Source organism: bacterium SCSIO 12643 (assembly GCA_024398135.1).
Lineage (GTDB): Bacteria > Bacteroidota > Bacteroidia > Flavobacteriales_G > Salibacteraceae > CAJXZP01.
Map to the genome: position 1 here is coordinate 1901662 of CP073750.1, position 23986 is coordinate 1925647.

Below are 23986 nucleotides of genomic sequence, written 5' to 3' on the forward strand. Positions count from 1 at the left end.
AACCAGGTAAAAAGAACCGCTATATGCTAAGTCAAAAATTACAGCTTAAACTTCAGCAAAAATTATCCCCACAGCAGATTCAGTTGATGAAATTGTTGCAGGTACCTACTGCAGCAATTGAGCAGAGAATTAAAGAAGAGTTGGAGGAGAACCCTGCATTGGATGAAGGTAGAGAAGGAGAAGAAAAAATAGAGCAGGAAGATGAATATAGTGATGTGTATGATGAGGTAAATGAAGCAGAGCAGGAGTTTGATTTCTCTGATTACGTAGATGATGATGAAACCCCATCATATAAATTGAATGTATCTAATCACAGCAAAGACGATGAAGAAAAAAGTACGCCTTTGACTGTAGGAGCTTCTTTCACCGATTTATTATTGACTCAGATGAATCTAAGGAGCCTCACCGAAAAGGAACGTGTCATTGGTGAGAATCTAATCGGTAACCTGGATGAGTCTGGTTACTTAAGAAGAGATATTGAAGCTATTGTAGATGATTTGGCATTTACGCAAAATGTCATGGTGGAAGTAGAGGATATTGAGGCCATGTTAGATGTGATACAAGATTTAGATCCGGCTGGAGTAGGTGCAAGATCATTACAGGAATGTTTGTTGTTGCAGCTTAAAAGAAAACCTCAGGATGACGATGCCATTATTAATGCAGTGCGTATTCTGGAAAATGGATTCGATCAGTTTACTAAAAAGCACTACAGCAAATTAATACAGAAGTTAGATTTGACTGACGAGGAGCTGAAAGAAGCTATTGATGAAATTACAAAACTGAATCCCAAACCAGGAAGTACCGGAAATTTAGGCGGAGCTGGTGCAACTGTTGTTGTAGCTGATTTTCAGATTTCAGTAGATAATGGACAGGTAAATGTATTGCTTAATGGTAGAAATGCGCCTGAATTGCGCGTAAGTAAGCAATATGCAAACATGATTGATGATTATCAACGTAAAAAGGGAAAGGTTACAAAAGCCGAAAAAGATGCGATGGTTTTTGTAAAGCAAAAATTAGATTCTGCAAAGTGGTTTATTGATGCCATTGTACAAAGACAGAATACTTTGCTAAATACCATGAATGCCATCGTGGAATATCAAAAGCCTTATTTCTTATCAGGAGATGAGACCGATCTCAAACCAATGATCTTAAAAAATATTGCGGATATGGTGGAGATGGATATATCTACCATTTCAAGGGTGGCGAATAGTAAATATGCCCAAACACCATATGGAACATTCCCTTTAAAGTATTATTTCTCGGAATCTTTAACCACGCAAGATGGTGAGGAAGTTTCAACCAGAGAAGTAAAGAATATATTGAGTCAGGTCATTGAAGCGGAGGACAAAAAGAAGCCTTTAACAGATCAAAAGTTGATGGATATTTTGAGAGAGAAAGGGTATAATATCGCGCGTAGAACAGTGGCGAAATATAGAGAACAATTAAATATACCAGTCGCTCGTTTACGTAAAGAATTATAAGTATGTTGATATCCCGAATGATCTCGTATATCACGCATCCGATTTTGATCGTGACCTATATGCTGGCCTTTATACTTTTTCAAAAAGAGAGCTATCTATATTATACCATTACTCCAAGTGGTCGTTGGTTTTTCTTAATGATAGCGGTTTTATTGACTGTAGTGGCTCCACTCATTTCGGTTGGGTATTTGGTTTACACGAAGCAGATTTCGAGCTTTTATATGGATCAGAGGCAAGAACGAATTATCCCGATGACCATTTCCGCAGCCTATACTTTTGGGTTGTATTATATGTTCTTGAAATTTTCAATGCCACCTGTAATTATGGCCATTGTAGGTGTTGGAGTAATTGGAGTAATCATTACGCTTCTGATTACTTTATTTTGGAAAATAAGTGCACATATGATGGGTATCGCTGGGCTTAGCGGAGCGATTTTGGGAATATCACAAAGCTTTCATCCAATCAGCGACTTTATTGTAATGAGCCTATTTGTTTTGGCTGGATTTGTTGGTACGGCAAGAATCAAACAAGACGCACATACCTTAAATCAAATCTTGATAGGATGGTTGATAGGATTTATTATTTCTTATGGAGGAATGATTTACCTAATGGATAGATCATTTACCTAAAAAGGTACAATAGAAAGAGCTACCGATACTTGTTTCATTTCAGGACCTCTACCTGGAATAAAGAACTCCGTTAGCGAGAAGAATGTACTAAAATTGATTTTTCCATAACCTGCTCTGGCAATTAAACCCGCACGAACATTGTTTAAATCCGGAAAATAATACGTTTTGTATTTCACGTTGTTTTTATCTACCAGTTTATCATGCGCATCAAACTGGAAACCCACTTTCGCACCAACAGAAAATTTCCAACGATATCCCCAATCATCTTGTTTTGAACGATATCTTAATTCGATAGGAACCTCAACCCAAGAAGTACTGATTTTATTATGATCGTATGTAGTCTCAGGGTCTAACCAGTCAGAGTATAAAAATGATTTGGTAGTATCTCGTCTGATTTGTTTGTTTGAGTAGTAACTCTGTGTACTGAATCCAACACCGACAGCTCCACTAAATCCACTTTGTCCGAAAAGCTTGTCGTAAAAAATCTGAATATTTAATCCGTTATTGTACCATTGAAAATCTGTAAATCCCGGACGACTGGTAAACGTTTCGTAGCCAAAATCAATCAGCATATGATCCTGATGTGTATTACGTTCTACCTTTTTAGTTCCTTCCTGAGCAATTGAAGTATTCGCTAAAAGAATACAGGTAAATAATAAAACGGAAAATTGTTTCATGAATTCAATTTAAGTGGGCAAAAGTATCTAATTCAACTTACCGTGGCAAGAGTAAACTATTTATTGATTTGTACGTCTTTAGAGGGTATATTTGTGTTGAAAATTAACCAATTTTAAAGTTTAATGTTAAAATCGCTGCTCTCTACATTTTTTTTAGGGTTGATTTCATTCTTTTTGAGTGCGCAGAATTTGTATAAATATGCACTAAATGATAGCGTTTCCATTACCAAGGATGGAGTGGTTTTAAAAAATGCATGGGCAGGTGGATTAAACAATCCGCAGTTTAACCATATGGATGTCAACTTTGACTGCGCAAAGGATATTATCATTTTTGATCGTTCGTCTAATGTTGTTCGAGTATACCTAAATGATAGCATAGTAGATAATCCGTCCTATGTATATGCACCTGAATATTCTCGTTTTTTTCCCGATGAAATTGTCCATTTCATGTTATTAAGGGATTATAACAATGATGGCAAGGAAGATATTTTCACATATAATAGTGCAGGATTAAGAGTATTTAAAAATGTAAGTGATACAGTTTTAAAATTTGAAAAGGTTACGGATTATTTACATGCAACTGTGCATGGAAACCCTAATAGTGCGGTATATACTATTTCATTAGATTACCCATGTATTGATGATATTGATTATGATGGTGATTTGGACATTATTTCGTTTAATGTCTATGGTGTTCATGCCAATCTGTATGAAAATGTATCTACGAATTTGGAGGATTTGGATTTTGTGGGGGATAATTCATGTTGGGGTAAGTTTTATGAAAACCAGTTAAATGACTCTTTAGTTTTAGGGGCGAGTTGTAAAGGAGGAAAGTCAGTTGATTCGGTAGGAGGAAACGTATCCAGACATCTTGGAGCATCTTTAACCACGTTAGATTTACATGGAAATAATTTAAAAGACCTTCTGATAGGAGATGTGGGATATAACAATGTAAGTATGCTTAGAAATGGGGGAACCCAAACCGATGCGTATATGATTACGGTAGACTATCATTACCCGACTGGTCCAGATGCGGTGGATATGCCCACATTTCCGGTGGCATTTTATTTAGATGTAGACAATAATGATCGAAAAGACTTGATTGTGTCTCCAAATGAGAGAGATTATGGAATGGATACCGGAAATGTCTGGATGTATAAAAATTTTGGATCCAATAACCTTCCAAATTTTCAGCTGGTTAAGAAGGACTTTTTAGTTAGTGAACAATTGGATGTAGGAACAATGGCATTACCTGTATTAGCAGATATTTCAGGAGATCAAATTCCAGATTTAATTATTGGAAATATTGGATATTTTGAAAGCTATAACTCGGTTACGTTTCAAGTAGAATATGATTCTCGTATTGCTTATTATCGGAATACAGGAACCGCAGAAAACCCGGCTTTTGAATTTGTGACCGATGATTTGGCAGGAATATCGGGGTCAGACTTTGTACGTGTAGCCCCAACATTTGCGGATTTGGATGGAGATGGTGACAACGATATGATTTTCGGAGAAAGTAATGGGTCGCTAAGTTTCTATAGAAATATTGCTCCACCGAATCAAGAAGCAGATTTTGTATTGGTGACGGATACTTTTATGGGCCAGCTTTTTGGAGTTCAACCTACTCCGTATCTATTTGATGTGGATGGAGATAATGCAATGGATTTATTGGTGGGTCAAAAGAATGGGAATATTAGACTGTATTTGAATCAAGGGGATAGTACCAATCCAATTTACACACTTTCAGCTACAGATACTTTAGGGGGAATTTATAATTATTATCCGGGTTATGAGAGCAATGCGGTTCCGTTTATTGGTAAAGTTGATGGTGGACCAGATAATGTCTTGGTAGTGGCTGATGGCATTGGCAACCTGATGTACTATGATGGATTGGATAATAATTTAATGGGAATCTATACGCGTGTTGATAGTATGAAAGTTTCTAATTCAATGATCGGGGTGACTGGAGCAAACCTGAATAGTAATGATAGTCTGGAATTAATTGTTGGGGAAAGAACGGGAGGTTTGATGTATTTAAACATGGATGAAGTTGGATATAACTTCAGTCCTTATCCAAGAGATACTTGTAACCTTATGGTGAGTGTTTCAGATGGTTTAGATGGAAGCAAAACGAGTAGTTTTGATATTTATCCTAATCCAACAAATGGAACTTTTAAAGTAAAAGTATTGGCCCAAAGTTATGGAGCAGGAGATTTAATAATTTTGGATATGGCCGGTAGAACGGTGTTTAGACAAGCCATTCAACTTACTAAAAGTGCTAATGAAATTGAATTACATGCTACAGGGATGTCTTCTGGAGTATACGTGGTTCAAATTCAATTGAACAACCAACTATTAAGGGAGAAATTAGTCATTCGATAGGTAGTTATTGAATGATTCTAATGAAAAATGCCTTTATACATGAATTAAACCGACCAAAATATATGAGTTATAGATTTATACTTTTAATATTAATATCATTCGCATTTTCCGCAAATGCACAACATACGTTTAAATACACCCGAAATGACAGTATTGAGGTAGAGAAGAATGGGGTCGTATTAAAAAATGCATGGGCTGGTGGGTTGAATAATCCTCAGCTGAATCATATGGATGTCAATTATGATTGTATCAAGGACATAGTCATTTTTGATCGATCATCAGAAGTGGTACGTGTTTATTTAAACGATGGTATAGTGGATGATCCATCTTATACATATGCACCGGAATATGCCGACTTTTTTCCAAAGGATTTAAAGCAATTTATTTTATTGAGAGATTATAATAACGATGGGAAAGAAGACATTTTTACGTTTAATGGTGGAGCAGGATTAAGGGTGTATAAAAATGTGAGTGATTCTGTGATGAAGTTTGAGCAAGTTACAGATTATTTACGTGCTGGAGCTAACGGAGCTGTGTATATTACCTATGTAGATTATCCATGTATTGAAGATATTGATAACGATGGAGATTTAGATATTTTGGCGTTTAATCAATTTGGGATCAAGTTGATATTTTATGAGAATATTACACCTGCAAATCAGGATACATTAATTTTTAGAACAGATGGATCTTGTTGGGGTAAGTTTTATGAAAATCAGCTGAATGATTCATTGGTATTGGGTGCGAGTTGTAAAACAGGTGTGTCAGGAAATCCGGGAGGGGGTAATGTCGCACGTCATTTAGGGGCAACGGTGAATGCTTTGGACCTTTATGGCAATGGATTAAAAGATGTTCTATTAGGGGACGTGGGCTACAATAACCTAATCATGGTAAGAAATGGAGGAACCATAAATGATGCGTATATGATTACGGTGGAGTATCATTATCCTGCAGGTCCTGATGCTGTTGAAATACCAACCTTCCCGGGGTCATTTTTTATTGATGTAGATAACAATGATAGAAAAGATTTAATAGCCGTATCTAATGAGAGAGACTACGGAATGGATACCGGAAATGTCTGGATGTATAAAAACTTTGGAGCGAATAATTTACCAAATTTTCAATTAGTTAAAAAGAACTTTTTGGTAGATGAACAGGTGGACGTAGGTACAATGGCATTGCCGGTTCTTGCAGATATTTCAGGGGATCAAATTCCGGACTTAATTATCGGTAATTTGGGATATTTTGAGAGTTATAATTCGAATACATTTCAGGTGGTTCATAATTCCAGAATAGCATATTTTAAAAATACCGGAACTGCAACAAACCCAATCTTTGAATTTGTTACGGATGATTTGGCGGGAATTTCTTCGACCGGGTTTACCAGAATTGCACCTACAATTGCAGATTTAGATGGAGATGGAGACAACGATATGATCTTTGGGGAAAATAATGGTTCTCTGAGTTTTTATCGAAATATCGCACCACCGAATCAAGAGGCTGACTTTGTATTGGTAGAAGATACTTTTATGGGGCAACTGTTTGGAGTGCAACCTACACCATTGTTGTTTGATGTGGATGGAGATAATGCGAAAGATTTACTGGTCGGACAAAAGAATGGTAACATTAGATTATATCTAAACCAGGGAGATAGTGCCAATCCAATTTATACACTCTCTGCTACGGATACTTTGGGGGGAATATTCAATTACTATCCGGGTAAAAAAAGTAATGCAGTACCGTTTATAGGGAAAGTAGATGGTGGTCCGAATAATGTTTTAGTGGTAGCTGATGGTGTAGGAAACTTATTGTATTACGATGGAATCGATAACAATCTAATGGGAACCTATACGCGAATTGACAGTATGAAAGTATCTAATTCAATGGTTGGTGTTACCGGAGCAAATTTGGATGGAAGTGATAGTTTAGAATTGATCGTTGGTGAACGTACGGGAGGTATAATGTATTTAAATATGGATACTACTGGATATGCCTATAGTCCTTACCCAAGAGATACCTGTGCACCTATTGTTGATGATGTAGAAGATTTACAATGGAACAATGCCAGAGACTTAAGTGTTTATCCAAACCCGAATGATGGTACCTTTCGAGTTAAAGTTCATGTTCAGAAAGCAGATGTTGGAGAATTAACCATCGTAGACATGGCAGGTAGAAAGGTGTTAAGACAAAAAATCAATTTAGCTAAAAATGCCAACGAAATCGAAATATCTGACTCTGGTATTCCGAACGGGGCCTATATCATACAAATCCGATTGAATAATCAGTTATTGAGAGAAAAGCTGATTGTTCGATAAATTGTAGATACTTCGATAATTCATATTAGATGAGGGTTTATTCTCGAAGTATGTACGCATAGATAAACCGAATTTAATATGAAATTAAAACACAAATTTACTTTCATAGTGTTACTGCTGTCTACAATTTCAGTGAATGCCCAACACTTATTTAAGTACACCCGTAATGATAGTATTGAGGTTGAAAAAGCCGGAACTGTATTCAAAAATGCATGGGCCGGTGGGATGAATAACCCTCAGCTGAATCATATGGATGTCAACTTTGACTGTGTCAAAGATATTGTGATTTTTGATCGTTCGTCTAATGCAGTTCGCGTGTATTTAAACGATAATATTTCGGATGACCCTTCTTATACTTATGCTCCGGAGTATGCGCGTTTTTTTCCAGATGATTTGAAGAATTTTATGTTGCTCAGAGATTACAACCATGATGGTAAGGAAGATATTTTTACATCACGTATTCTTGGATTCCGCGTATATAGGAATGTAAGTGATACCGCATTGAAATTTGTTGAAATGACAGATTATCTTAAATCGAATACAAATGGAGAACCAACTAGTGCGGTATACGTTCTTCCAGTAGATTATCCTTGTATTGATGATATAGATTCTGATGGTGATTTGGACATATTGAATTTTAATCAGGCAGCGACCGAGCCATATTTTTATGAAAATATAACACCATCCAATAATCTGGATACCATCATATTAGAGTCGGATAAATCTTGTTGGGGTAAATTTCATGAAGACCATATGACGGATTCTTTGGTTTTGAATTCCTATTGTGGAGGACGTGTATCAGGAAATCCCGGAAGTGGTAATGTCGCTAGACATCCTGGAGCAACTTTGACAACACTGGATTTATTTGGAAATGGATTAAAAGATGTTCTATTAGGGGATGTAGGTTATAATAATTTGGTGATGTTAAGAAATGGAGGAGACATTGACGAAGCTTATATGACCACTGTAAATTATCATTATCCTGACCCTTATCCGGTAGATATGCCCACATTTCCGGCCTCATTCTTTTTAGATGTAGATAATAATTCAAGGAATGATTTGGTTGTGGCGCCAAATGAACGGGATAATGGAATGGATACAGGAAACGTATGGTATTACAAGAATTTTGGAGCGAATAATCATCCCAACTTTCAATTACAAAAAAAGAATTTTTTGGTTGGTGAACAAGTGGATGTAGGTACTATGGCTTTACCCGTATTGGCGGATATATCAGGAGATCAAATTCCAGACTTGATTATTGGAAATATAGGGTATTTTGAAAATTATGATCCTTATAATTTTATAACAACGTATAACTCTAGAATAACATATTATAGAAATAATGGTACAGCTACTAATCCTTCATTCGAATTTGTGACAGATGATTTGGCAGGGATTTCCTCTACGGGATTTACCAGAATTGCTCCGGCTATTGCCGATTTGGATGGAGATGGTGATAATGATATGATTTTCGCTGAGAATAATGGGGCCTTAAGCTTTTATCGAAATATTGCACCTCCCAATCAAGAAGCAGATTTTGTACTTGTGGAAGATACGTTTATGGGACAGTTATTTGGGATACAGCCTACTCCTTTTTTGTTTGATGTAGATGGAGATAATGCTAAAGATTTATTGGTAGGTCAGCATAACGGAAATATTCGATTGTATTTAAATCAGGGAGACAGCACAAATCCTATCTATACCCTTTCTGCAACCGATACTTTAGGTGGGATATTTAATTATTATCCTGGTTACAAAAGTAATGCGGTACCATTTATTGGTAAGATTGATGGCGGAACAAATAACATATTGGTGATAGCTGATGGAGATGGAAACTTAATGTATTACGATGGGTTAGATAATAACTTTATGGGAAATTTCACGTTGATTGACAGTATGAAAGTGTCGAATTCTATGATAGGAGTGACTGGTGCAAACCTAGATGGAAGTGATAGTTTAGAGTTGATTGTTGGTGAACGTACTGGTGGTTTAATGTATTTAAATATGGATGCGGTAGGATATGCTTATAGTCCGTATCCCAGAGACACTTGTCCTCCTATTATTGATGATATAGAAGATTTACATAAGAATAATGGAAATGACCTGAGCATTTATCCAAATCCAAATGACGGAACATTTAAAGTTAAAATACAAGTTCAAAAGTCTGGCGCTGGAACTTTAACCATAGTCGATATGGCTGGAAGAAGGGTTGTTAGACAAGTAATCAATTTGTCCAAAGGACTCAATGAAATTGATATTTCAGGAACTGGTGTTCAAAATGGAGTTTATATTGTTCAAATTCAGGTAGGGGGGCAGCTATTAAGAGAAAAGTTGATTGTTCGTTAAAGCATATATGATTTTTAAATTTAAGTTAATTACCATCATATTTACCTTATCAGCATTTTCTGTGAATGGGCAACATTTCTATAAGTACACCCAAAATGACAATGTTAAGGTGGAGAAAGATGGTGTGGTACTTAAAAATGCATGGGCAGGTGGACTGAATAACCCGCAGGTGAATCATATGGATGTTAATTTTGATTGCGTCAAAGATCTGGTGATTTTTGATCGTTCAGCGAATGTGGTTAGAGTGTATTTGAATGATAGTATTGCTGATACCCCATCATATACATATGCGCCAGAATATTCGCATTTTTTTCCTGATGATATAGTGCATTTCATGTTGTTGAGAGATTACAATCAAGACGGAAAGGAGGATATTTTTACGTTCAATATAGCTGGAATGCGTGTATATCAAAATATTAGTGATACCGTATTAAAGTTTGAAGAGATGACAGATTACCTGCGCGCAAGTGTTTATGGTGATCCTACAAGTGCCGTATATGCGATTTCTTTGGATTATCCGTGTATTGATGATTTGGATAGTGATGGAGACCTGGACATTTTATCATTCAATATAGGTGGGGTCATGGCAAATTTCTATGAAAATATAACACCTCCTGATAATCTGGATACTTTGATATTTGAATCAAATAGATCTTGTTGGGGAAGATTTAAAGAAGATCAAATGACAGACTCTATTATCCTGGGGGTAAGTTGTAAAACGTCAAATGGTGGAGGGAATGTAGCCCGGCATCCCGGAGCAACGGTCATCGCTTTAGATTTACATGGAAATGGATTGAAAGACTTGCTAGTAGCTGATCCCAAGTATAAGAATTTGGTGATGTTAAAAAATGAAGGTACGCCTACCGATGCTTACATGACCACTGTGGAGTATCATTATCCCACTGGGCCAAATCCTGTGGATATGCCCACGTTTCCAGCAGCATTTTTCTTAGATGTAGATAACGATTCCAAAAATGATTTGGTGGTAGCACCGAACGAAAGAGATTATGGATTGGATACCGGGAATGTGTGGTTATACAAAAATGTTGGCGTCAATGATATTCCAAATTTTCAGTTAACCAAGAAAAGCTTTTTAGTGGATGAACAAGTAGATGTAGGTACCATGGCATTACCCGTTTTAGCTGATATATCAGGAGATCAAATTCCGGATTTAATTATTGGCAACATTGGGTATTTTGAGAGTTATAATCCCACCACCTTTCAGGTAAAATACAATTCTCGTCTGGCTTATTATAGAAATAATGGTACTGCTACCCATCCGTCATTTGAATTTGTAACGGATGATTTGGCTGGAGTTTCATCATTAGGATTTATCCGAGTTGCACCAACTTTTGGAGATTTGGATGGAGATGGGGATAATGATATGATTTTAGGAGAAAGTAATGGATCATTAAGTTTCTATCGAAATATAGCTCCTCCTGATCAGGAAGCAGATTTTGTATTGGTTGAAGATACTTTTAAAGGCCAATCATTTGGAATACAACCTTCACCCTTGCTATTTGATGTAAATGGTGACAATGCTAAAGATTTGTTAGTTGGGCAAATGAACGGAAATATTAGGTTGTATTTAAATCAGGGAGATAGTACCAATCCTGTCTATACAATTTCCGCTACAGATACTTTGGGTGACATATTTAACTATTATCCAGGAGAGCATAGTCATGCAGTTCCATTTATAGGGAAGATTGATGGCGGAACCAATAACACATTGGTAATCGCTGATGGTATTGGTAATCTGTTGTATTATGATGGTCTGGATAACAATTTAATGGGGACTTATACACGAATAGACAGTATGAAAGTTTCTAACTCAATGATTGGGGTGACCGGTGCAAATTTGGATGGGAGTGATAGTTTAGAGCTTATTGTTGGTGAACGTACCGGAGGTTTAATGTATTTGAATATGGATGCTTTGAAATATGCATATAGTCCATACCCTAAAGATATTTGTGTGATTCGTGAGGAAGATTCAAGCGGGTGTGTAACAGATAAATTAGATATTTACCCGAATCCCAATAATGGAAATTTTAGAGTTAGGTTTAATATTCCGTATTCCGGGGATGGGGATTTGGTGATATTTGATATGGCCGGTAAAACAATATTTCGGGAACCAATATATGCAGTAAAAGGAAGGAATGTAATACAGGTTTCTAATTTGGAAATTTCGTCAGGATTTTATGTAGCGCGCATTGAGGTTCAAGGTCAGTTGTTTAGAGCGAAATTGATCATGGAGTAACTTAGGGTTGCGTATATCACGGAAATGAATTTCTTTGCTAACGTAAATGAATCATCAGTGGTATTTTATTATTAATCCCGTATCTGGAAGCGGGAAAGGGCTGTCGCAGTGGAAGCAAGTTCAGAAAGAGTTAGATAAAAACAATCTGAATTATTCATTTGAAATATCGGATTATCATCAACACACCATAGAATTAGTTAAGCAACAATACCAGAAAGGAATTCGCAATTTTATTGGAGTTGGAGGAGATGGAACTATCAATGAGATGGTTAATGCGGTGATGTCGGTTGAGAATCCTGATCAGGATGTGGTATTGGGTTTAATTCCTGTTGGAACCGGGAATGATTGGGTGAGAAATTTTAAAACACCACTTCGTCCAGAAAATATTATAGATAAGATAACCCAATATAACTTGATGCGTCATGATGTGGGGCAATTAGAAACAGATCATGATATAAATAAGCATTATTTTGTTAATGTAGCTGGAGCTGGCATTGATGGACAGGTGGTGCAAAACCTCGAAAAACTCAATGCAAATGGCAAATCGGGTAAAATGTCTTATTTATCCAGTGCTATAAAAGCATTATTGAACTTTAAGTCTCCGATAAGTAAGTGTTTTATTGGGGGCGAAATACGCTATGAAGGCGCTACGCTTCTATTGACAGCCAGTTTAGGACAATATTTTGGAGGAGGAATGCATATTAGTCCCAATGCGGAGTTGAATGGAAACAAACTGGACTTTACTGTAGTTCAAAAAGTTTCCAATTGGATTGTTTTTCCACAGTTATATAAGCTGTTTACAGGAGGAATAGAATCTATTTCATTTGTAAATAAGTATCAGAATAAATTGGGACAAATGGAGAACTCGAAAAAGATACCTGTACAAGCGGATGGAGAATATGTGGGAGCATATAAGCAGATAAAATTTTCAGTGATTCAGGATGCGATATATGTCCTGCATTAAAGAGATTTGTATTTTGCGCTTTTTACTTTAGATCTAAGGGAAATGAACTATTTATCAGTCGAAGACTTAACAAAAATGTATGGGGATAAGGTGCTCTTTGAAAAGATCACTTTTGGGTTGAATAAAGGAGATAAAGTTGGACTGATTGCAAGAAATGGAAGTGGTAAAACAACACTTTTAAAAGTTCTTGCAGGTATTGAAGAACCGGATTCCGGCAAGGTGGTTTTTCGAAAAGATATTAAAGTGGGCTTATTAATGCAGGATGTTGACTTTGAGCCGGGACTAACTATTTTGGATGCGGTATTCTCATCCGATTCTGAAGTTTTTCGAGTAGTTAAGAATTATGAGCTAGCTGTTTTGGCAGAGGATCATGAAAAGATCACGGAGCTGTACGAAAGTATGGAACGCATGGATGCCTGGAATCTCGAGAATAAAGTCAAAGAGATTCTGGGAAAGCTAGGTTTGGACCGATTAGATGCTAAAGTGGGAACTTTATCCGGAGGTCAACAAAAAAGAATTGCACTCGCGAAGTTATTGATCGAAAATCCGGATTTGATTATCCTGGATGAGCCGACCAACCATTTAGATATCGAAATGATTTCCTGGTTAGAGTCATATTTATCAACTAGTAACACCACGTTGTTTATGGTGACCCACGATAGATATTTTCTGGATGCTGTAACGAATAAGATTCTGGAAATTGATCGAGGAGACATGTATATGTATAAAGGAAGTTATGGATACTTCCTTGAAAAGCGTGAAGAACGACAGGCCAATATGGTGGCGCAAAAACAAAAAGCGCAAGGTCTTCTTAAAAAAGAACTGGAATGGTTTAGAAGACAACCCAAAGCGAGAACGACAAAATCTAAAGCCAGAATAGATGCTATTGGAGCAATTAAACAAGCGGCATCTGTAAAAACCAAAGAAGAAAAAGCAAAAATTTCTTCTCAAATGGAACGCTTGGGAAGCAAAATCCTGGAGTTTCATAATGTTTCTAAATCATATGGTGATAAAGTTCTATTCAAAGGATTTGATTACAAATTTGGACGAAATGACTTTGTGGGTTTAGTTGGAAAAAACGGAAGTGGAAAGTCTACTTTGATCAATATGATGTTAGGGAATTTACCACCTGATACTGGAAAAATCATCGTAGGCGAAACGGTTAAGTTTTCATTGTATTCTCAGGATGGGTTACAAGGAGGTATGGATCAAAGAGTGATTGAGGTGGTAAAGAAGATTGCAGAAGTGTTTCCTTTAAAGGGAGGGAAGTTTATTTCCGCTGCACAGATGTTGGAAAGGTTTCTTTTCCCTAGAGACATGCACTATTTAAGAGTGGATCAATTAAGTGGTGGGGAACGTAAAAGATTGCACTTGGTTCAGGTGTTAATGAAGAACCCAAACTTTTTGATACTGGATGAGCCCACGAATGATTTGGATATTTTGACCATCAATGTATTGGAAGATTTCTTGTTGTCCTATCCGGGATGTTTGGTGGTGGCCAGTCATGATCGCTTCTTTTTAGATCGAATTGTGCATCATGTGTTTTCTATGGATTATGCAGAGGAGATTAAAGATTTCCCGGGGAATTATACCCAATATGAAATTTGGAAAGCGGAGCAAAAGAGCATCAAACAAAGCGAGGTGAAAACGAAAGAGAAACCCAAGAAGGTGGAAAAGGTTAAAACCAAACTTTCGTATAACGAGCAAAGGGAGTTCGATGCATTGGAAAAAGAAATCCCGGAGCTGGAAAAACGGAAAGTAGAGTTGTCGGAAGAGTTAACCCGGGTAGCTGATGATCACGAAAAAATTATGAAGATATCAGCGGAGCTTACGCAAATAGTAGATGAATTGGATACCAAAGAAATGCGTTGGTTGGAATTATCAGAGTATGTTTAGCAGGGTCAACACGTAATACTTAACCTGGGTTCATTGTAGAAATAAATGGTTCCCTTTAGGTTTGACTGAGAATTATTTGAGTTGAATACTAACCTTTACATTATGGATAATATTCGAAAATATTTTGAAAAGTTCATCGATCTGGAAGATCATATTTGGAAGTTGTTTGTGGAACGATTAGAACCTGTGACCCTGTCAAAAAATGAAGTGATATTGGCGAAAGGTCAGGTGGAAAACTATGTTTCTATTATTGAAACCGGAGCTATAAGATTTTTAATTCCTAATGAAGAATCGGATTTAGATACAATCTTTGGTTTTGGCTTTAACGGACATTTTTTTAGCGCCTATGATTCTTTTATCAGAAAAACACCTGCCGAATATCAACTCGAAACTTTGGTGGATACCAAAATATGGAGAATCTCTCATCATGATTTAAATGAATTGTTTGATCAAACCAGTGAGGGGAATAGTATTGGCCGACAGATTGCAGAACAATTTTTTATAGGAAAACAAAAGCGAGAGTTAAGTTTACTTACCCAATCCGCAGAAGAGCGTTACAATAACTTGTTTACCCATCAACCCCAATTGATTAAAGAAATTCCTTTAAAATATATTGCTTCCTATATTGGGATTACGCCTCAGGCATTAAGTCGAATTCGCGCCAGAATCAGCCAGGGCATAGCGGTAGATTAATATGACATATTTAACCCTTTGAAAGGCGATACAGCATTTTATGGTTTTAGCCTTATTTGTAATCGTTCTAAATTAAAATTCCGGGTTTTTATCGTGTCATATTAATGTCTTGAATGGATGAAACGCACTACATTTGTGCATATTTTAAACATAAAATGTATTCAAAATGAGTCCTCTTAAAGGTTTTTTTAGTTCGTCAGTTGCACGAAAGTTTTGGATGGCAATTACCGGTTTCTTTCTGGTAACATTTTTGATTGTCCATCTTACCATTAATCTGTTTTTGTTTGTTGGTCCAGAGTTGTTTAACGAAGCTTCTCACTTTATGGCAACAAACCCTTTAATCCAAATCATGCAGTATGTATTGGCTGCTGGCTTTTTGGTACACATTGTAATGGGGATCAAATTGACAAGACAAAATGCTGCTGCCAGACCAGTTAAATATGCTTATGAAAATGCTTCGGTAAGTTCTACATGGGCTTCACGTAATATGATTATTACAGGTCTTTTGGTATTGGTGTTTTTAGTGTTGCATTTACGTGACTTCTTTTATGAGTTGAAGTTTACAGATCACGTATCTGATGACTATGTGCTGGTAACTAGTTTATTTAGTATTTGGTATTACGCAGTATTTTATGTTTTAGCATTTATTGGTTTAGGAATCCACTTAAATCATGGATTTCAATCTGCATTCCAATCCGTAGGTTGGAAAAACAGCAAATGGAAAGGTTTATTACAAACTTTAGGTACCGTATATAGCGCAGTGATTGCCATTGGTTTTTCTGCGATAGCTATTTATTTTTTCTTAAATCCAGTTCAATAATTAGACTATGTCAAAGTTAGATTCAAAGATTCCGGAAGGTCCAATTAAAGATAAATGGACCAATCATAAGAACCATATTAATGTGGTGAATCCAGCTAATAAACGATTAATTGATGTCATCGTTGTTGGAACTGGATTAGCTGGAGGTGCAGCTTCTGCATCATTGGCTGAAATGGGATACAATGTAAAAGCATTTGCTTATCAGGATTCTCCAAGACGTGCGCACTCCATTGCAGCACAAGGAGGTATCAACGCAGCAAAAAATTATCAAAATGATGGTGATTCGGATTACCGTCTGTTTTATGATACAGTAAAAGGTGGTGATTACCGTGCACGTGAAGCAAACGTTTATCGTTTAGCAGAGGTATCAGGTTCAATTATCGACCAATGTGTGGCTCAAGGTGTTCCTTTTGCACGTGATTATGGTGGTTTGTTAGATAACCGTTCATTTGGAGGGGTATTGGTTTCTCGTACATTTTATGCGAAAGGACAAACCGGTCAGCAATTATTGTTAGGTGCTTACTCTGCAATGAATCGTCAAATTGCAAAAGGTAAAATCGCGATGTACAACCGTCACGAAATGTTAGATGTGGTAGTTGTAGATGGGAAGGCCAGAGGAATTATTGCGCGTGATTTGATCACAGGTAAATTAGAACGTCATTCTGCGCATGCAGTTGTTATCGCTTCAGGTGGATATGGGAACGTATTCTTCTTATCAACAAATGCGATGGGTTCTAATGCAACTGCGGCATGGAAGATTCATAAAAAAGGAGCGTACTTTGCAAATCCTTGTTATACACAGATTCACCCAACTTGTATTCCACGAAGTGGAGACCATCAGTCCAAATTGACATTGATGTCTGAGTCTTTACGTAACGATGGTAGAATTTGGGTACCTAAGCATATGAAAGATGTGGAGGCAATCCGTAAAGGAACGAAGAAACCAACGGATCTTTCAGAAGACGAAAGAGATTATTATCTGGAAAGAAGATATCCTGCATTTGGTAACCTGGTTCCTCGTGATGTGGCATCAAGAGCAGCAAAAGAGCGTTGTGATGCAGGTTATGGTGTAAATGCTACAGGAGAGGCGGTTTATTTGGACTTTGCTTCAGCAATTATACGTTACGGAAAAGAAAAAGCTCATGTAACCGGATTACACAATCCAACCCAAGAAAAGATTATCGAATTGGGTAAGGCTGTGATTGAATCTAAGTACGGAAACTTATTCCAGATGTATGAGAAGATTGTGGATGAGAATCCATACGAGACTCCAATGATGATTTATCCAGCAGTACACTATACAATGGGTGGAATTTGGGTGGACTACAATCTTCAAACAACAATTCCGGGATGTTATGCGGCTGGAGAAGCAAACTTCTCTGATCACGGAGCAAATAGACTTGGAGCATCTGCATTGATGCAAGGATTGGCTGATGGATATTTCGTATTGCCATATACAATTGGAGATTATTTAGCAGCTGAAATTCGTACCGGTGAGATTCCAACGGATTTGCCAGAATTCGTAGCAGCTGAAAAAGATGTTCGCGATAGAATTCAAACTTTAATGAATATTAAAGGAACCAAATCTGTAGATCATTTCCACAAACGTTTAGGAAAAGTGATGTGGGATAAAGTTGGAATGGCGAGAAATGAAAAAGGCTTGAAAGAAGCGATGGATGAGATCAAACAAATCCGTGAAGAATTCTGGAAAGACGTGAAAATTCCTGGTTCTGCGGAAGCAATGAACACAGAATTAGAGAAAGCAGGTCGTGTAGCTGATTTCTTAGAATTAGGTGAGTTATTTGCAGTGGATGCATTACACAGAAATGAGTCATGTGGTGGTCATTTTAGAGAAGAATCTCAAACTGAAGAAGGTGAGGCATTGCGTAATGACAAAGACTTTGCGTATGTTGCAGCTTGGGAATACACTGGAAACCCAAGAGAAGCCAAACTTCATAAAGAAGAATTGACTTTCAATGATATAGAGTTAAAACAAAGAAGTTATAAATAAACCTCTCTAGAGGAAAAAATTATAGATTATGTCAGATAAAGGAATGAACTTATTACTTAAGATTTGGCGTCAGCAAGATGCTAATTCTAAGGGGAAGTTAGTAGATTATAACGTTACTGGTATTTCACCTGATTCTTCTTTTCTAGAGATGTTAGACGTGTTAAACGAGCAATTGGTAGACAAAGGAGAAGAGCCTGTAGTATTTGACCATGATTGTCGTGAAGGGATTTGCGGGATGTGTTCGTTATTCATCAACGGTGAAGCACATGGTCCGGATAAAGGAATTACAACATGTCAGTTACACATGCGTATGTTCAATGATGGTGATACGATTTATATCGAGCCATTTAGAGCAGCTGCCATGCCAGTAATTAAGGATTTGGTTGTAGATCGTACCGGAATGGATAGAATTCAACAGGCAGGTGGATACATTTCTGTAAACACTTCTGGGAATACGCAAGATGCGAATGCACTTCCAATTCCAAAAGCAGATGCAGATGCTTCATTTGATGCGGCTACCTGTATTGGTTGTGGCGCATGTATCGCTACTTGTAAGAATGCTTCAGCTATGCTATTCTTATCGGCTAAGGTTTCACAATTTGCTTTGTTACCACAAGGTAAAGTAGAAGCTGCAGATCGTGTGAAAAACATGGTGCGGGTTATGGATGAAGAAGGTTTTGGTAACTGTACCAATACCGGAGCATGCGAAGTAGAATGTCCAAAAGGAATTTCTTTAGATAATATCGCGAGAATGAATCGTGAGTATTTATCTGCCGCATTAGCGGATTAATAACAGTTCTTATTTTCTAAAACGCCCCATACCGGAATGCTGGTATGGGGCGTTTTTTTGTTTAGGAGTAATTAATCCCCCTTCTCATACAACCGAGAGGGGGAAGGGGTTTGATGATTAAAAACGGACTTTATTGAAAGTTCCGGTAACATGATAATCATATGCCTGATAATTGTGAGCGCCTTCTGCCGTAAGATCAAATCGACCTGAGATAATGCGATTAATCGTATCAAATGTGGTGATGGTTACCGAACCAGAACCGCCCTTGTTGATTTCCTGAAACCATAAGCTGACTTCTCCCGGATAATCATATTTTTTGGTGGTAATCCGTCCTGTATCCGTTTGCATATGAATAGTGAAATCGCCATTAAATTGGAGGTCTAATTTTTCATAGGAATGATATGCCCCAATTTTATGATTTCGCCCCATAGCGTTTGTACATCTATCTTGACCGGAGACCTGTATGGGAGCATTTTTTTCACACTGAAAACCTTCATCTTCGGATTGTAAAAGATCACATGAACCTAAAATTAATAGCGGTAATAAAACGAATAAAAACTTCATAACTCTATTTTTTAATGATGGTTAAGCCAATACCACCTTGTAAGAAAAATCCGGTGTAAGGTTTGATTCCGGTTTCGAACATATAACACATTCCAAAAGTTTTGTTGGTTTTGGATTTTGGGTCAATTTGGAACAGTTTAATTCCAATTCGTGCGCCTAAAGGGCCTTTTTTACTTAATGATGTGACTACATCAGTTACATCATTGCCACTCATATCTTCCCATTTGTTGGATGGCAGAACCATGAGATCGAAATAGAAATCTCTCCCAGCAGAATTAAACTGACTTCCATAAGTGTCGGTTTTTACAAATAAACTCGTAAGGGTTCTAATTCCAATACCAGCATAAAGTCCGGCTGTTTTGTAGTTGACAAAATTGGAGTTGTTGTTTAGGTCTTTAAAGCCTTCCAGATATTCTAAACTATTTCCGGTAGACTTTCTATAGAACCCTCCTCGCAGCATATATTGTCTTCTTCTTTCTGCAGGAATGGTAATAGATTTAGTGGATGTAGTTCGAGTACCATCCCAGTTATCAGTTTCTTTACGATCGAGTATAACAACTGTTTTCTTTTTAACCACTTTGTTACTGAAAATGAGATAACCTCCTAACTCTATTTCCAAATTGGGATTGAAGTTTTCTTCTTCTAAAAGTCCTACGTTAAATAGACTTCTTCTTAAAGTGAATTGTGCTCCCACAAACGATGGCAGTATTTCTACATGCCCCCAAACACCCACATTAAATGAAAGAGGGGCAATTATATCGTGTTGCATCATTTCCAAATGAAGTAGATCGGTATTGATGCTCACCATGGGAGACTTTTTAGTCTCGTTGGAGGTGATCGTATAGTTTATTTGTTGTGATAGCAGTGATGAAAGCGGTACGATACATATGACAAAGAGTGTGATAAATTTTTTCATGAGAATGCTAATTTTTTGTTTCAACAAAGATTTAGCGCTTTGGGAAGGGTTACAATACGCAAGATTGCGTATTTTTTAATCGTGGAACTACCGTTTAATTTGTATCCATAAAATTGAACACGTATGATGAATATTATAATAACCGAAGATTTACCGCAATTGGCTTTGGCTTTGAGAAACAAGGTCGAGTTAGCTCCCGAGTTTAAAGTGAAGCACATGGCAAAGAATGGTAAAGATCTGGTGACTTATTTACAGAAAGATCATCAGGTTGATGTGATTCTAATGGATATTAATATGCCTATAATGAATGGTATTGATGCGACACGGATTGTATCCGAAAGGTGGCCGGCAATAAAAATTGTTATGTGTACTGTATTTGATGATGAGTACTATCTTTTCGATGCGATCATGGCAGGTGCCAGTGGCTATTTATTAAAAGAAGAGCCTCCGGCAAAAATCCATAAATCTATCTATGAAGCATTAGAAGGTGGTGCACCAATGAGTGCAGAAATTGCGAAAAAATCGTTGAACCTAATTCGAAAAGGAACTCCTAAGAAGGAAAAGAATATTGCTGAAGAATATAATTTAACAACTCGTGAGCACGAGATTTTGGTAGCTTTATCAAAAGGTTTGAGTTATGAGCAAATAGCTAGTAATTTGTATATTAGCTACGGTACTGTAAGAAAACATGTCGAAAACTGTTACCGAAAATTAAGAGTGCATTCTAAGGTAGAGGCCATTAATAAACTCAATACATCTAATGATTAGATTTATAATTTTCCTTTTGGTATTAAGTCCGGTATATGCCGTGGGATCTGATGAAGATGCTAAGCGATTGGATGAATTAGAACAACTGGCCCGAACATCATATCGTACTCAAATTGACTCTTCTATTTATTATGCGCGTGAGATTACGACATACGATTCGAATGCCTATGATACATCATATGCCTTTGCGTTGAATTGGTTGGGGATATGTTACATGAATAAAGGTTTATCTGATACTGCAAACATGTGGTTTGAAAAGGCCATTGATTTTGCCCGGAGCAGAAGCATTTTTGATATCGTAAATAAAGCATACCTGAATCGGAGTATCAATTACTTTGGTCAGGGAGATTATCAAAAAGCTTTAGATCAAAGTTTTAATGCTTTAGAAAGCTTTCACAAAACCGGAGACACCATTGGAGAAGCGCATGCGAGCTATAATATTGCCAATGCGTTTAATCGATTAGAACGATACGAAGAAGCAAAAGAGTACTATCATAAGGCGGAGAAAACCTATCAAAATTTAAATCCGAAATGGAGCCTGGCTAATGTGTACAATGCCTTGGGTACAGTTCATAATTTTAACGAGGCGTATGATTCCGCTATATATTATTTCAACCAAAGTATAGATATAAAAGTCGCTGGTGGAGCTGAAGTCTATTGTGCTTCGGAGTATAACAATTTAGCCAGCATCTATGAAATCCAGGGAGATGTAGAAAAATCAAAGAACTATTATATTAAATCGTATCAGGCCGCAGAGTATAGGGGAAATTATGCGGTGATGGGGAATAGTCTCCACAATCTGGGACTTCTGTATTACAACCAAAAACAAAATGATTCTGCATTATTCTATATGCAAAAGGTGGTTGAAATATTGGATGTTTATGATGATGAGGAAGAAAAGATGCGGATGTTTCTGTTGTATGCCAATATCTGGTCTACAGTAGGGCAATATGACAGTGCATTTTATTATCTCAAAACGGGTAGCATGCTTTCAGATAGTATTCGTGGAGTTGAGGTACAAAAAGAAGCTGTAGCATTACATAAGAAATTTCAAGTAGCCGAAAAAAATGAAAAGCTGGCGTTACAGAAAGTGGAATTATTACAACAAGAGAAAACCCAGTTTTATCAGTATATCGCCATTGCGAGTTTGTTAATATTAGTAGGCTTCCTTTTATGGACATATATTCAAAAAAGAAAGAATGATCAGTTGCGTTTAAAAGCCTCTTTAAATGATGAGAGAAGCCGTATTGCGATGGATTTGCATGACCATGTTGGGGCAGAGTTGACTGTTGTGACCTCAAATTTAGATAGCAGAATTTACACTTCTGAATATCCGGTAGAAAAGCAAAACTTGGAGGGAGTAGTCGCTCAGGTAAGAAAGATTAGTGAAATTCTTAGAGAAACAGTTTGGTCTATACGAGCGGAGTCTATTATGGTAAAGCAGTTGGGAGAAAGGATTAGAACATTTAGCGAAAGGTTTTCCGAGGAGTCTATAAAATTAGAAATGCATACAAATTGTTCTGACCGGGTGTTAACTCCTCAAATCGCGCTGACTTCATATCGCGTCTGTCAAGAGGCTATAACCAATGCATTCAAATACTCAAAGGGAACAAAAATCAGTATCAAAATAGAACTTAAATCTCATCAATTGATCTTTTCGGTGGAAGATGATGGCATTGGTTTTAATGTGTCTGAATCTGAAGAAAGAGGTTTTGGATTATATAATATGCAACACCGTGTAGAAAAGACAGATGGGGAGTTTCATTTAATCTCCGAAGAAAATAAAGGAACTCAAATTAAGTGGCAATTTTCGGTTTGATTTTTGATTGAGAAATGCCATTAATGTATTGAATTAACCAATTAAAATTAAAGATGATCCAACGAATACTATACGTGATTACCTTATTTCTTAGTTCTACAATTTTAAATGCACAAAATGAGACAGTTCCTTTGAAAAAAGTGGAATGGAGTGCTCATGTTTTTGGAAATCCTGAAACCAACTTTTCAAAAGATAGGAAATACGCCACGAGTAGTGGTTATCAGTTGAAATATATCATTTATCCTCTGGCACACAGAAATACACGATTTGGTTTGGGGTTTGGATATGAACGTTTAAATACGTCCAATATAGATTCGTTCAGTATTCATGAAAATAGAATTCCTTTGCTAGCGTCAGTTAAGTTTTCCACTAGAGATAATGAACTGTTTTTTGCGAAACTAGAATTAGGTACTGCAGTTGTTTTCGCTTCTGAAAAACACTATGAGAATGGAGATAAAGGAGTCAATCATAGATCAGACATAGGGGCACCCATCCTTATTTCCGGTAGTGTTGGAATGACATTAATTCATCGACCGGATAAATACAATATCGGTATAGAGTTGGGATATGCTTATAAGCAATATGGATACAAGCATATCCTGGAATACAATGCGAATGCAGTTGTTTTTGGAATATTTGCAGCGTTACCTTAAAA

Annotated in this window: 18 protein-coding genes; 15 read left to right on the forward strand and 3 right to left on the reverse strand. The window is 36.9% G+C overall.

From position 1 onward, the window contains the following. Positions 1 to 23 precede the first annotated feature (23 nt). Entirely contained in the window at positions 24 to 1481 is a 1458-nt protein-coding gene (rpoN, locus tag KFE94_08055; protein ID UTW68055.1) for an RNA polymerase factor sigma-54, read from the forward strand. Positions 1482 to 1483: 2 nt separating this feature from the next. Beyond that, positions 1484 to 2110, forward strand: coding sequence for a hypothetical protein (locus tag KFE94_08060; GenBank protein UTW68056.1), 627 nt, complete (start codon positions 1484 to 1486; stop codon positions 2108 to 2110). On the opposite strand, the gene KFE94_08065 is transcribed toward KFE94_08060, so the two are convergent. Further along, positions 2107 to 2787, reverse strand: coding sequence for an outer membrane beta-barrel protein (locus KFE94_08065; GenBank protein ID UTW68057.1), 681 nt, complete (start codon positions 2785 to 2787; stop codon positions 2107 to 2109). The genes KFE94_08060 and KFE94_08065 overlap by 4 nt on opposite strands. Before the next feature lie 123 nt (positions 2788 to 2910). Between KFE94_08065 and KFE94_08070 the strand changes: the two genes are divergently transcribed. The 10 genes from KFE94_08070 (at position 2911) to KFE94_08115 (ending at position 19264) form a co-directional block, all read left to right on the forward strand. After that, positions 2911 to 5172 (forward strand): T9SS type A sorting domain-containing protein, encoded by a 2262-nt coding sequence (locus tag KFE94_08070; protein ID UTW68058.1) that lies wholly within the window; start codon positions 2911 to 2913, stop codon positions 5170 to 5172. Positions 5173 to 5234: 62 nt separating this feature from the next. Further along, entirely contained in the window at positions 5235 to 7487 is a 2253-nt protein-coding gene (locus tag KFE94_08075; GenBank protein ID UTW68059.1) for a T9SS type A sorting domain-containing protein, read from the forward strand. 78 nt (positions 7488 to 7565) lie between these two features. Further along, the gene (locus KFE94_08080; GenBank protein ID UTW68060.1) at positions 7566 to 9833 is read left to right on the forward strand and encodes a T9SS type A sorting domain-containing protein; all 2268 of its coding nucleotides are present in this window, start codon (positions 7566 to 7568) and stop codon (positions 9831 to 9833) included. Positions 9834 to 9840: 7 nt separating this feature from the next. After that, the gene (locus tag KFE94_08085) at positions 9841 to 12090 is read left to right on the forward strand and encodes a T9SS type A sorting domain-containing protein (GenBank protein UTW68061.1); all 2250 of its coding nucleotides are present in this window, start codon (positions 9841 to 9843) and stop codon (positions 12088 to 12090) included. 46 nt (positions 12091 to 12136) lie between these two features. Beyond that, entirely contained in the window at positions 12137 to 13054 is a 918-nt protein-coding gene (locus KFE94_08090; GenBank protein ID UTW68062.1) for a YegS/Rv2252/BmrU family lipid kinase, read from the forward strand. Between the two features lie 42 nt (positions 13055 to 13096). Then, positions 13097 to 14950, forward strand: coding sequence for an ABC-F family ATP-binding cassette domain-containing protein (locus KFE94_08095; protein UTW68063.1), 1854 nt, complete (start codon positions 13097 to 13099; stop codon positions 14948 to 14950). A gap of 102 nt (positions 14951 to 15052) precedes the next feature. After that, a complete protein-coding gene (locus KFE94_08100) occupies positions 15053 to 15643 on the forward strand; it encodes a Crp/Fnr family transcriptional regulator (GenBank protein ID UTW68064.1) in 591 nt (196 codons plus the stop codon). A 166-nt stretch (positions 15644 to 15809) separates the two neighbouring features. Beyond that, positions 15810 to 16463 (forward strand): succinate dehydrogenase cytochrome b subunit, encoded by a 654-nt coding sequence (locus KFE94_08105; GenBank protein ID UTW68065.1) that lies wholly within the window; start codon positions 15810 to 15812, stop codon positions 16461 to 16463. Between the two features lie 7 nt (positions 16464 to 16470). After that, positions 16471 to 18474, forward strand: a complete 2004-nt coding sequence (locus tag KFE94_08110) for a fumarate reductase/succinate dehydrogenase flavoprotein subunit (protein ID UTW68066.1) — start codon at positions 16471 to 16473, stop codon at positions 18472 to 18474. Positions 18475 to 18517: 43 nt separating this feature from the next. Further along, complete coding sequence (locus KFE94_08115; protein ID UTW68235.1) at positions 18518 to 19264, forward strand: succinate dehydrogenase/fumarate reductase iron-sulfur subunit; 747 nt, start codon at positions 18518 to 18520, stop codon at positions 19262 to 19264. A 117-nt stretch (positions 19265 to 19381) separates the two neighbouring features. Here KFE94_08115 and KFE94_08120 read toward each other — a convergent pair whose 3' ends face one another. Both KFE94_08120 and KFE94_08125 read right to left on the reverse strand, forming a co-directional pair. Further along, the gene (locus KFE94_08120; GenBank protein ID UTW68067.1) at positions 19382 to 19828 is read right to left on the reverse strand and encodes a hypothetical protein; all 447 of its coding nucleotides are present in this window, start codon (positions 19826 to 19828) and stop codon (positions 19382 to 19384) included. A gap of 4 nt (positions 19829 to 19832) precedes the next feature. Beyond that, positions 19833 to 20744 (reverse strand): hypothetical protein, encoded by a 912-nt coding sequence (locus KFE94_08125; GenBank protein UTW68068.1) that lies wholly within the window; start codon positions 20742 to 20744, stop codon positions 19833 to 19835. Positions 20745 to 20867: 123 nt separating this feature from the next. On the opposite strand from KFE94_08125, the gene KFE94_08130 reads away from it, so the two are divergent. Genes KFE94_08130 through KFE94_08140 form a run of 3 tightly spaced genes read left to right on the forward strand, consistent with a single transcriptional unit; the run spans position 20868 to position 23984 of the window. After that, entirely contained in the window at positions 20868 to 21512 is a 645-nt protein-coding gene (locus KFE94_08130) for a response regulator transcription factor (protein UTW68069.1), read from the forward strand. Continuing rightward, positions 21505 to 23331: a tetratricopeptide repeat protein gene (locus KFE94_08135; GenBank protein UTW68070.1), complete on the forward strand. Its 1827-nt coding sequence runs from the start codon at positions 21505 to 21507 to the stop codon at positions 23329 to 23331. Before KFE94_08130 ends, KFE94_08135 begins: the two co-directional genes overlap by 8 nt. Before the next feature lie 53 nt (positions 23332 to 23384). Next, positions 23385 to 23984 (forward strand): hypothetical protein, encoded by a 600-nt coding sequence (locus KFE94_08140; GenBank protein UTW68071.1) that lies wholly within the window; start codon positions 23385 to 23387, stop codon positions 23982 to 23984. Positions 23985 to 23986: the final 2 nt, after the last annotated feature.

What these genes read in the sequence shown, in the direction of transcription:
- rpoN (UTW68055.1), top strand. Translation starts at nt 24, where the DNA reads ATGCTAAGTCAAAAATTACAGCTTAAACTTCAGCAAAAATTATCCCCA.
- KFE94_08060 (UTW68056.1), top strand. Translation starts at nt 1,484, where the DNA reads ATGTTGATATCCCGAATGATCTCGTATATCACGCATCCGATTTTGATC.
- KFE94_08065 (UTW68057.1), bottom strand. Translation starts at nt 2,787, where the DNA reads ATGAAACAATTTTCCGTTTTATTATTTACCTGTATTCTTTTAGCGAAT.
- KFE94_08070 (UTW68058.1), top strand. Translation starts at nt 2,911, where the DNA reads ATGTTAAAATCGCTGCTCTCTACATTTTTTTTAGGGTTGATTTCATTC.
- KFE94_08075 (UTW68059.1), top strand. Translation starts at nt 5,235, where the DNA reads ATGAGTTATAGATTTATACTTTTAATATTAATATCATTCGCATTTTCC.
- KFE94_08080 (UTW68060.1), top strand. Translation starts at nt 7,566, where the DNA reads ATGAAATTAAAACACAAATTTACTTTCATAGTGTTACTGCTGTCTACA.
- KFE94_08085 (UTW68061.1), top strand. Translation starts at nt 9,841, where the DNA reads ATGATTTTTAAATTTAAGTTAATTACCATCATATTTACCTTATCAGCA.
- KFE94_08090 (UTW68062.1), top strand. Translation starts at nt 12,137, where the DNA reads ATGAATCATCAGTGGTATTTTATTATTAATCCCGTATCTGGAAGCGGG.
- KFE94_08095 (UTW68063.1), top strand. Translation starts at nt 13,097, where the DNA reads ATGAACTATTTATCAGTCGAAGACTTAACAAAAATGTATGGGGATAAG.
- KFE94_08100 (UTW68064.1), top strand. Translation starts at nt 15,053, where the DNA reads ATGGATAATATTCGAAAATATTTTGAAAAGTTCATCGATCTGGAAGAT.
- KFE94_08105 (UTW68065.1), top strand. Translation starts at nt 15,810, where the DNA reads ATGAGTCCTCTTAAAGGTTTTTTTAGTTCGTCAGTTGCACGAAAGTTT.
- KFE94_08110 (UTW68066.1), top strand. Translation starts at nt 16,471, where the DNA reads ATGTCAAAGTTAGATTCAAAGATTCCGGAAGGTCCAATTAAAGATAAA.
- KFE94_08115 (UTW68235.1), top strand. Translation starts at nt 18,518, where the DNA reads ATGAACTTATTACTTAAGATTTGGCGTCAGCAAGATGCTAATTCTAAG.
- KFE94_08120 (UTW68067.1), bottom strand. Translation starts at nt 19,828, where the DNA reads ATGAAGTTTTTATTCGTTTTATTACCGCTATTAATTTTAGGTTCATGT.
- KFE94_08125 (UTW68068.1), bottom strand. Translation starts at nt 20,744, where the DNA reads ATGAAAAAATTTATCACACTCTTTGTCATATGTATCGTACCGCTTTCA.
- KFE94_08130 (UTW68069.1), top strand. Translation starts at nt 20,868, where the DNA reads ATGATGAATATTATAATAACCGAAGATTTACCGCAATTGGCTTTGGCT.
- KFE94_08135 (UTW68070.1), top strand. Translation starts at nt 21,505, where the DNA reads ATGATTAGATTTATAATTTTCCTTTTGGTATTAAGTCCGGTATATGCC.
- KFE94_08140 (UTW68071.1), top strand. Translation starts at nt 23,385, where the DNA reads ATGATCCAACGAATACTATACGTGATTACCTTATTTCTTAGTTCTACA.